This is a genomic window from Micromonospora sp. URMC 105 (assembly GCF_051386295.1).
Lineage (GTDB): Bacteria > Actinomycetota > Actinomycetes > Mycobacteriales > Micromonosporaceae > Micromonospora.
Genome location: NZ_JBPQTL010000152.1, coordinates 1 through 8,569, shown reverse-complemented (window position 1 = coordinate 8,569; position 8,569 = coordinate 1). Strand labels below are relative to the sequence as shown.

At 73.7% G+C, this 8,569-nt stretch carries 6 protein-coding genes; 3 read left to right on the top strand and 3 right to left on the bottom strand.

Annotation, left to right across the window (positions count from 1 at the left end):
- Positions 1-125: 125 nt before the first annotated feature.
- Complete coding sequence (locus ACSNN7_RS27825) at positions 126-1,226, top strand: GNAT family N-acetyltransferase (RefSeq protein WP_436684019.1); 1,101 nt, start codon at positions 126-128, stop codon at positions 1,224-1,226.
- 21 nt (positions 1,227-1,247) lie between these two features.
- Here ACSNN7_RS27825 and ACSNN7_RS27820 read toward each other — a convergent pair whose 3' ends face one another.
- The 3 genes from ACSNN7_RS27820 to ACSNN7_RS27810 all read right to left on the bottom strand — a co-directional run bounded on the left by ACSNN7_RS27820 (position 1,248) and on the right by ACSNN7_RS27810 (position 4,391).
- Positions 1,248-1,652: a VOC family protein gene (locus tag ACSNN7_RS27820; RefSeq protein WP_436684017.1), complete on the bottom strand. Its 405-nt coding sequence runs from the start codon at positions 1,650-1,652 to the stop codon at positions 1,248-1,250.
- A 20-nt stretch (positions 1,653-1,672) separates the two neighbouring features.
- Positions 1,673-3,238, bottom strand: a complete 1,566-nt coding sequence (locus ACSNN7_RS27815) for an aldehyde dehydrogenase family protein (RefSeq protein ID WP_436684015.1) — start codon at positions 3,236-3,238, stop codon at positions 1,673-1,675.
- Between the two features lie 352 nt (positions 3,239-3,590).
- A complete protein-coding gene (locus ACSNN7_RS27810) occupies positions 3,591-4,391 on the bottom strand; it encodes an LPXTG cell wall anchor domain-containing protein (protein WP_436684013.1) in 801 nt (266 codons plus the stop codon).
- Positions 4,392-4,742: 351 nt separating this feature from the next.
- On the opposite strand from ACSNN7_RS27810, the gene ACSNN7_RS27805 reads away from it, so the two are divergent.
- Both ACSNN7_RS27805 and ACSNN7_RS27800 read left to right on the top strand, forming a co-directional pair.
- Positions 4,743-7,328, top strand: a complete 2,586-nt coding sequence (locus tag ACSNN7_RS27805) for a glycoside hydrolase family 9 protein (RefSeq protein ID WP_436684011.1) — start codon at positions 4,743-4,745, stop codon at positions 7,326-7,328.
- 127 nt (positions 7,329-7,455) lie between these two features.
- A partial coding sequence (locus tag ACSNN7_RS27800; RefSeq protein WP_436684010.1) for a GlxA family transcriptional regulator occupies positions 7,456-8,569 on the top strand: 1,114 nt, incomplete at its 3' end.

The window sequence follows — 8,569 nt, the reverse complement described above, 5'->3', positions numbered from 1 at the left end:
CCTGGTCGGAGCGCCGCCGGTGACCAGCGTCACCTGAGCACGGGCAACGGTTCCCGGGGCGTCACCGCAGGGCAACGGCACGGCAACAGCGGCCCGGCACTGTCGTAACGGGGAAGGGAGCGGACATGGCGCTGTGGCGGATTCGAGCCACCGTGGACGACCGGCCGGGCTACCTGTCGGTGCTCACGGCGAGTCTCGCGTTGCGGGGGGTCAACATCCTCACCGTGCAGGTGCACACCACCGAGGCCGGGGCGGTCGACGACTTCCTCGTCGACGCGCCGGACGCGGTGGGCGAGGCGGAGCTGGTCGCCGCCGTCCAGCGGGGCCGGGGCCGGGACTGCTGGGTGGCGCGCAGCGAGGCCCGGGGTCTGGTGGACCAGCCGACCCGGGTGCTCGGGCTGGCCAACCGGCTGATCCGGGACCCGGACGCGACCGGGGAGATGCTGCGCGCCCTGCTCGGCGCGGACGAGGTGACCTGGCGCGCGGCGCCGGCCGTCCCGCACGGCGGCGTCGGCGCGGCGAGCATGCTGCTGACCGACCCGACCGGCGGGGCGTACGTGCTGCGCCGGCGGGTGCCCAGCTTCACCCCGGCGGAGTACGCCCGGGCGCAGGCGCTGGTCGAGCTGGCGGCCACCGTGGCCCGCCGGGAGGCCGACCGGGTGACCCTGGTGCTGCCCGACGGCGGGGAGGTGGCGGTCCGCCCGAGCACCGCCGACGACCTGGCCGGCGTGGTCGGCCTGCACGAGGCGTGCTCGGCGCGCAGCCGCCAGCGGCGTTACCTCGGCGGGGCTGCGGTGCCGACGCCGAGCCGGCTGCGCCGGCTGTTGGAGCCGCGCCGGGGCACCACGCTGGTGGCGACGACCGGCTGCGGTGCGGCGGCGGACCCGGTGCTCGCGATGGCCAACCTGCTCGGCGAGGGCGACGAGGCGGAGGTGGCCCTGCTGGTGCGCGACGACTGGCAGCACCGGGGCCTCGGGTCGGCCCTGCTCCGCCGGCTGCTCGGGCACGCCGGCCGGTCCGGGTACGCGGCCGTGGTGCTGCACGTCCAGGCGGAGAACGACCCGATGCTGCGCACCGTACGGCGGCTGGGGCGGCCGACGTCGATCGAGCGGGACGGCGCGCTGCTCACCGTGACGGTGCCGCTGGCCGCCCGCGCCGAGGGGACGGGCCGGCCCGCGCTGCCCCGGCAGGCGGACGCGACCGCCCGGAGGGACCGGTCGGGCTGAGCCCCCCGGCGGGCGCCGCGGTCAGCCGAAGAAGAACCCGGCCCGGCGGTGGCCCGAGACGCAGAACCGGTTGCCCTCGGGGTCGGCGAGGACGACGTACGGCAGCTGGCCCGGTTCCGGCTCGGCCGGGTAGTGCCGCCAGTCCACCCGTTGCGCCCCGAGGGCGAGCAGCCGCGCCACCTCGTCGTCGAGGTCGCGGTCCCCCGCGTCCAGGTCGAGGTGGACGCGGGGGAACTCCGCCGCCGGGCTGTCGCTGACGTCCATCGCGATCGCCGGGCCGGCTTGCCCGGGTGGCGGCTCGACCACGATCCACTCGTCCCCGGCGTAGCGCGGCGGCCGTCGTACGTACCCGAGGGCCGCCGCCCAGAACCGGCCGGCCCGGCGGTCGTCGGTCACGCCCAGCGAGATCTGCTCGATTCGTGCCATCGATCGAGGCTAGCGCCGCCTCAGGTGGTCGGGTAGCTGCTGTAGTCCGGGAAGTTGCCGTAGAGCCGGCCGTCGCCGCCCTGGGTGACCGCCTGCACGAGCAGGTCGCCGCCGACGAAGGCGCCCTTCCAGGAGGCGCCCCGGCCGCCGAACGGCTCGTCCCGGTCGCCCCGCGACCGCGGCTTGTTGATGCCCACCTTGAACGCCTGGAGGTCCACCGCGAGCTTGCCGGCCAGTTCCTCGTCGTCGCAGGCCAGCGAGGCCACCAGCGCGCCGTTGGAGGCGTTCATCGCGGCCAGCAGCTCGTCGGTGGTGTCCACCACGACGATGGTGTCGACCGGGCCGAACGGCTCGGCGTGCATCAGCCGGGACCGGCCGGGCGGGGCGAGCAGCACCGCCGGCGCCACGTACGCGGAGGTGTCCTGGCCGTCGAGGAAGGGCGCGCCGTCGAGCTTGCCGCGGTGCAGCGGCACGGCGCCGCCGCGTACCGCCTCGTCGACCTTGCGGCGCAGCTCCTCGGCCTTGGCGCCGCTGATCAGCGGGCCGAAGTCCAGCTCCGGCAGCGGGTCGCCCGCCGACCAGTTCTCGTCCACCGCGAGCGGGTGTCCGAACCGGACGGAGCGCACCACCGGCAGGTACATGTCGAGGAACTCGTCGACCAGGTCGCGCTGGACCACGAACCGGGGGTACGCGGTGCAGCGCTGCTTGCCGTACTCGAAGCCCTTCTTGAGGTGCGCGGCGAGCAGGTCCCACTGGGAGAAGTTCCAGACGCCCCAGGCGTTGAGCCCTTCCTGCTCGATGAAGTGCCGCTTGTCGGTGTCGAGCAGCGCGGCGGCCACCTTGCCGCCGTTGGACCGGCCGCCCACGAACGCCACCGCGCCGATCTCGGGGGCGCGGACCAGCACCTCGGAGAGTTCCTCGCCGCTGCCGGAGAGCAGGGTGGCGGGGAGCCCGGCGCGGCGCATCAGCGCGTGCGCCACGGTCAGGCAGACCGCGCCGCCCTGCGACGGGGTCTTGGCGATGACCGCGTTGCCGGCGAGCAGCTGCACCAGTTCCGCGTGGACCAGCACGCTCATCGGGTAGTTCCAGGAGGCGATGTTGCTGACCGGGCCGGGCAGCGGCTCCCGGCCCCCGGCCAGCATCCGGTCGATCTCCTCGACGTACCAGCGGACCCCGTCGAGGGCGCGGTCGACGTCGGCGCAGGCGAGCCGCCACGGCTTGCCGATCTCCCAGACCAGCAGCAGCGCCAGCAGGTCGCGATGCGCGGTGAGCGCGTCCAGCGCCTCGGTGACCCGCGCCTTGCGCTCGGCGAGCGGGGTGGCCGCCCAGTCGCGGTGCGCGGCGGCGGCGTGGGCGACCGCGGCGCGCGCGGTGTCGGCGTCCAGCCGGGGCAGGTTGACCAGGACGGTGTTGTCGACGGGAGTGCGGACGGCACTGGGCGTGCCGACCGCCTGCCACTGCCCGGACACCAGGTTGTGCAGGGTGGTGACGCCCTCGGCCTCGCGCCCGAAGGCCTCCGGCGTGGCGGCCACGGCGCGGGCGAGCGTGTCGGACCAGGCGGTACCGTCGGCGAGTCGTAGAGCCATCGCATTCTCCTCAGGGTCGACCGGGGGAGCGGCGGCGTCGATGGCACCGCTGGTGTCGCGTACTGTCCCGCGCCGGAAAGCGGCGCGGCAACAGTACGTTCGTATGCCGGAACGCCAGGCCCGCGCCGGACCGGCCACGACGTGCGCCGCCGGACCGACCACCACGACCTTGACCTGCGCGTACGCGGACAGGGCAATCATAAGCTTCGATGATGTGATGAATCTCCGGGCGACGTCGACCGGGTTACCCGTCAGTACGGACGAGCGCCCGGGACGGATCAACGTCCGGGGGTGCAAACGGCGACCGGCCGCCGGACGAGGTGTCCGGCGGCCGGTCGGGCGCTGAGTCGGGTCAGCTGGTGAAGGTGATGTTGTCGCGCCGGCGGCGCAGCATCAGCAGCGCACCGCCGCCGATCAGGGCGAGGCCGCCCAGGGCGATGCCGGTGGTGGCGACGCCGGTCAGCGGCAGGTCGCCGTCGTTGTCACCGCCGCCGTTGCCGCCGGTGCTCTGCGACGGCGAGCCGGAGCCCGACTCCGAGGGGGAGCCCGACTCCGAGGGGGAGCCCGACTCCGAGGGGGAGCCCGACTCCGACGGGGTCACCGAACTGGTCGGGGAGGTCGACTCCGACGGGGAGCCCGACGGCTGCGGCGACTCGGAGGTCGTCGGCGAGGGGGTCGGGCTCGGCGACTGCGCCGGAGTGCCGGGGCAGGCGTGGCTCAGGTTGAACTTGGCGGCCTCGCCGCTGATCGTGGCGCTGCCGTCGACCAGCGTCCACCCGGCCGGGGTGAAGAGGTAGGCGTGGATCGTCCGGCCGGTGTTCCCGGCGGTGTAGAACTTGTCCGGGTAGGCGTCGGTGCTGTCGGGCACCTTCACCGTCACCGTGTTGCTGCCGTCGCTGAAGGTCAGGGTCAGCGTCTCGAAACTGCCGGACTCGGCGCCGCCGGGAAGCACGAAGTGCCAGCCGTCCTGTCCGGGCGTGCGGCCGGTGAAGCGCTCGTCGCTGCACTTCTCCTCGGCCTCGGCCGCGGTCGAGCCCTTGTGGCCGGGGTTGAGCGGGATCGTGCTGCTCGCCCACGCCGGGGTGGCGAAGGCGAGGCAGGCCATGGCGGTCGCGGTGAGGGCCGCGGGCGCCACGTACCGACGGTGGGGCATGAAGATTCCTCCGACATGGATAGAGGGGACGGCACATGATCCCATGGACGGCATCGACGGGCGGCATCGGGTAAACGGCCTGAGCTGGGACGACGCAATCGATCGGATCGGCGAATCCGGCAAATTGGCGGCCCGTTCACGGCGTGTCGATGTAACGCGGACGAGACTGCGGACGCTCCGTCCGGCACCGCCGGGCTTCCCCTGGGCCTGCTCCGCAGTTTACATTGTCGCTCATCCATGGGAGCGCTCCCGCACCTTTGGCGGCCCCCACCACCACAGCCTCCGGCGCCCCCCGACCTCCGTCCCCGTCGGACGGGTACCGCCGGTGGCGCCACCGACAGGAGTACCGCCATGCAGCACCCGAACCGGCCCACCCGGCCGGTCCGCGGCCGGCTCCGCCGCCTGCTCGCCGTCGGCGCCGCGCTGACCACCGGGCTGACCCTGGCCGTCGGCCCGCCGTCCCCGGCCACCGCCGCGCCGCCCGGCCCGGCAGCCGCGCCCGCTTTCAACTACTCCGAAGCGTTGCAGAAGTCGCTGTTCTTCTACGAGGCGCAGCAGTCCGGAAGGAAACCGGCCTGGAACCGGGTCTCCTGGCGCGGCGACTCCGCCCTCGCCGACGGCGCCGACGTCGGCCTCGACCTCACCGGCGGCTGGTACGACGCGGGCGACCACGTGAAGTTCGGCTTCCCGATGGCGTTCAGCGCCACCATGCTCGCCTGGGGCGCGGTCGAGTACCGCGATGGCTACGTCGCCTCCGGCCAGCTTCCGCACCTGCTGAACAACCTGCGCTTCGTCAACGACTGGTTCGTCAAGGCGCACCCCGCGCCCAACGTCCTCTACGGACAGGTCGGCAAGGGCGACGACGACCACAAGTGGTGGGGTCCGGCCGAGGTGATGCCGATGGCGCGGCCCGCGTACAAGATCGATGCGAGCTGTGGCGGCGCGGACCTGGCGGGGGAGACGGCGGCGGCGATGGCCGCGTCGTCGATGGTGTTCCGGCCCACCGACGCCGCCTACGCCGACAAACTGCTCGGGCACGCCAAGCAGCTCCACACGTTCGCCGACACGGTGCGCAGGAGCTACCACGAGTGCATCACCGACGCGACCAGCTTCTACCGCTCCTGGAGCGGCTGGCAGGACGAGCTGGTCTGGGCGGCGATCTGGCTGCACCGGGCCACCGGTGACCCCGCCTACCTGGCCAGGGCCGAGAGCGAGTACGACCGGCTCGGCACCGAGAACCAGAGCACCACCCGCTCCTACAAGTGGACCATCGCCTGGGACAACAAGCAGTTCGGTGCGTACGTGCTGCTGGCCAACCTCACCGGCAAGCAGAAGTACGTCGACGACGCCAACCGCTGGCTGGACTACTGGACGGTCGGGGTGAACGGGCAGCGGGTGCCCTACTCGCCGGGCGGGATGGCGGTGCTCGACTCCTGGGGCGCGCTGCGCTACGCCGCCAACACCGCCTTCGCCGCGCTGGTCTACAGCGACCGGTCCACGGACGCGACCCGCAAGGCGCGCTACCACGACTTCGCCGTCCGGCAGATCAACTACGCGCTCGGCGACAACCCGCGCAACTCCAGCTACGTCATCGGCTTCGGCAACAACCCACCGCGCAATCCGCACCACCGCACCGCGCACGGCTCCTGGTGGGACAGCCAGACCGTGCCCACCGAGACCCGGCACGTGCTGTACGGCGCGCTGGTCGGCGGCCCCTCGTCGGCCAACGACGCGTACACCGACAGCCGGTCGGACTACGTGATGAACGAGGTCGCCACCGACTACAACGCCGGCTTCACCTCCGCCCTGGCCCGGCTCGCCAAGGAGTACGGCGGCAGCCCGCTCGCCGGCTTCCCGGTCGCCGAACGACCCGACCAGGACGAGCTGACCGTGGAGACCACGGTGATGCAGGCCGAGCCACGCGCCACCGGCCTCAAGGCGATCGTCTACAACCGGTCGGCCTTCCCGGCCCGGGCGCTGACCACGGCGAAGTTCCGCTACTACTTCCGCTCCGACGGCCCAGGCGGCGTGCAGGTCACCCCCGGCTACACCCAGGGCTGCCCGGCGCCGGCCACGGCGAGGCAGTTCTCCGGCGACATCTGGTACGTCGAGGTCGACTGCACCGGATACACGATCGCTCCGGCCGGGCAGTCGCAGCACCGGATGGAGGTGCAGTTCAAGATTGGCGTACCGGAGGGCGGCAGCTGGGACCCGGCGAACGACCCGTCGTACCAGACGACCGCCGGGCCGAACCGGAAGGTGCCGCTCTACTCCGGCGGCACCCGGGTCTGGGGCGAGGAACCCGGACCGGCCATCCCGGACACCACCGCGCCGACGGCGCCCGGCACCCCGGCCGCCTCCGCCGTGACCGCCACCGGCCTCACCCTGACCTGGCCCGCGTCCACCGACAACGTGGGCGTCACCGGGTACCGGGTGTACCGGGAGGCCGGCGCGACGGACGCGCTGGCCGGCTCGCCCACCGGCGCCACACTCACCCTGACCGGGCTGACCGCCTCCACCGCGTACACCTTCCACGTGGTCGCGCTCGACGCGGCCGGCAACGTCTCCGCGGCCTCCGCGCCGGTCACCGTGACCACCGCGGACCCACCCGCCGCCGGTGCCTGCACGGTCGGGTACGTCACCAGCGACTGGAGCACCGGCTTCACCGCGAACATCACCATCACCAACACCGGCACCGGCACCCTGACCGGCTGGACCCTCGGGTTCAGCTTCCCGAGCAGCGGGCAGCAGGTCGGCCAGGGCTGGTCGGCGACGTACCGGCAGAGCGGCACGGCGGTGACCGCCACCAACCTCTCCTACAACGGCACGCTCGCCCCCGGGGCGTCCACCGGCTTCGGCTTCAACGGCACCCACACCGGCAGCAACCCGCGGCCCACCACCTTCACCCTCAACGGCGTCCCCTGCACGATCGCTTGACCGGATCTTGGACAGTTGTCGTTCCGCCCGGACGGCAACTGTCCAAGATCTGGAGCGTCGGCGCGTGCGGGCGTCGGTGCGGACGAACCGCTCCGCGCCGACGCTGGGGCTGGCTAGGCTCGACGGCGTGCGGGCCACGGGGCGCAGCGACACCGTGCTCTTCGTCGTCTACGACGGGGTACGGCTGCTCGACGTCACCGGTCCGCTGGAGGTCTTCACCGTCGCCAACGAGCACGGCGGGACGTACCGGCCGGTGCTCGCCTCACCCGACGGGCGGGACGTGATGAGCAGCGCGGGGGCGCGGCTCGGCGCCGACGTGGCGCTCTCCGAGGTGACCGGGCCGGTCGGCACGCTGGTGGTGCCCGGCGCGCCGGACTGGCAGGCCACGGCCGCCGACCGTCCGCTGCTCGACCAGATCCGCCGGCTGGCCGACGGCTCGTCGCGTACCGCGTCGGTCTGCGCCGGGGCGTTCACCCTCGCCGCCGCCGGACTCCTCGACGGCCGCCGGGTGACCACGCACTGGGACCTGGCCGACGAGCTGGCCGCGCACTTCCCGGCCGTCACCGTCGACGCCGACCCGATCTTCATCGCCGACGGGCGGGTCATCACCTCGGCCGGGATCACCGCCGGCATCGACCTGACCCTCGCCCTGGTCGAGGCGGACCTCGGCCCGGAGACGGCGCGCGCGGTGGCCCGGCAGCTCGTCGTCTTCATGCAGCGTCCCGGCGGGCAGTCCCAGTTCAGCGTCCGGGCCGCCACCCCGAGCACCCGGCACGACGTGTTGCGCCGGGTGCTCGACACGGTCGCCGCCGACCCGGCGCAGCCGTACGACCTGCCCGGGCTGGCGGCCCTGGCCGGGGTCAGCCCCCGCCACCTCGGCCGGCTGTTCCGTACCGAGCTGGGCACCACCCCGGCCGGTTACCTGGACCGGATCCGGGTGGAGGCCGCCCAGGCTCTGCTGGAGCGCGGCGACGACACCCTCGACGTGGTGGCCCGGCGGGTCGGCTTCGGCTCGCCCGAGACGATGCGCCGGACGTTTCTGCGCGAGCGGGGAATTACCCCCGGCGCCTACCGGGCCCGCTTCCGCACCACCGGCATCGACCAGCACCGGTCCCCACCCGCCCCGGACGAGCAGGCCGCCCCTGGCGAGCAGGCCGCCCCTGACGGGCCGGCTGCTCCTGGCGGGCCGGCTGCTCCTGGCGGGCCGGCTGCTCCTGGCGGGCCGGCTGCTCCTGGCGGGC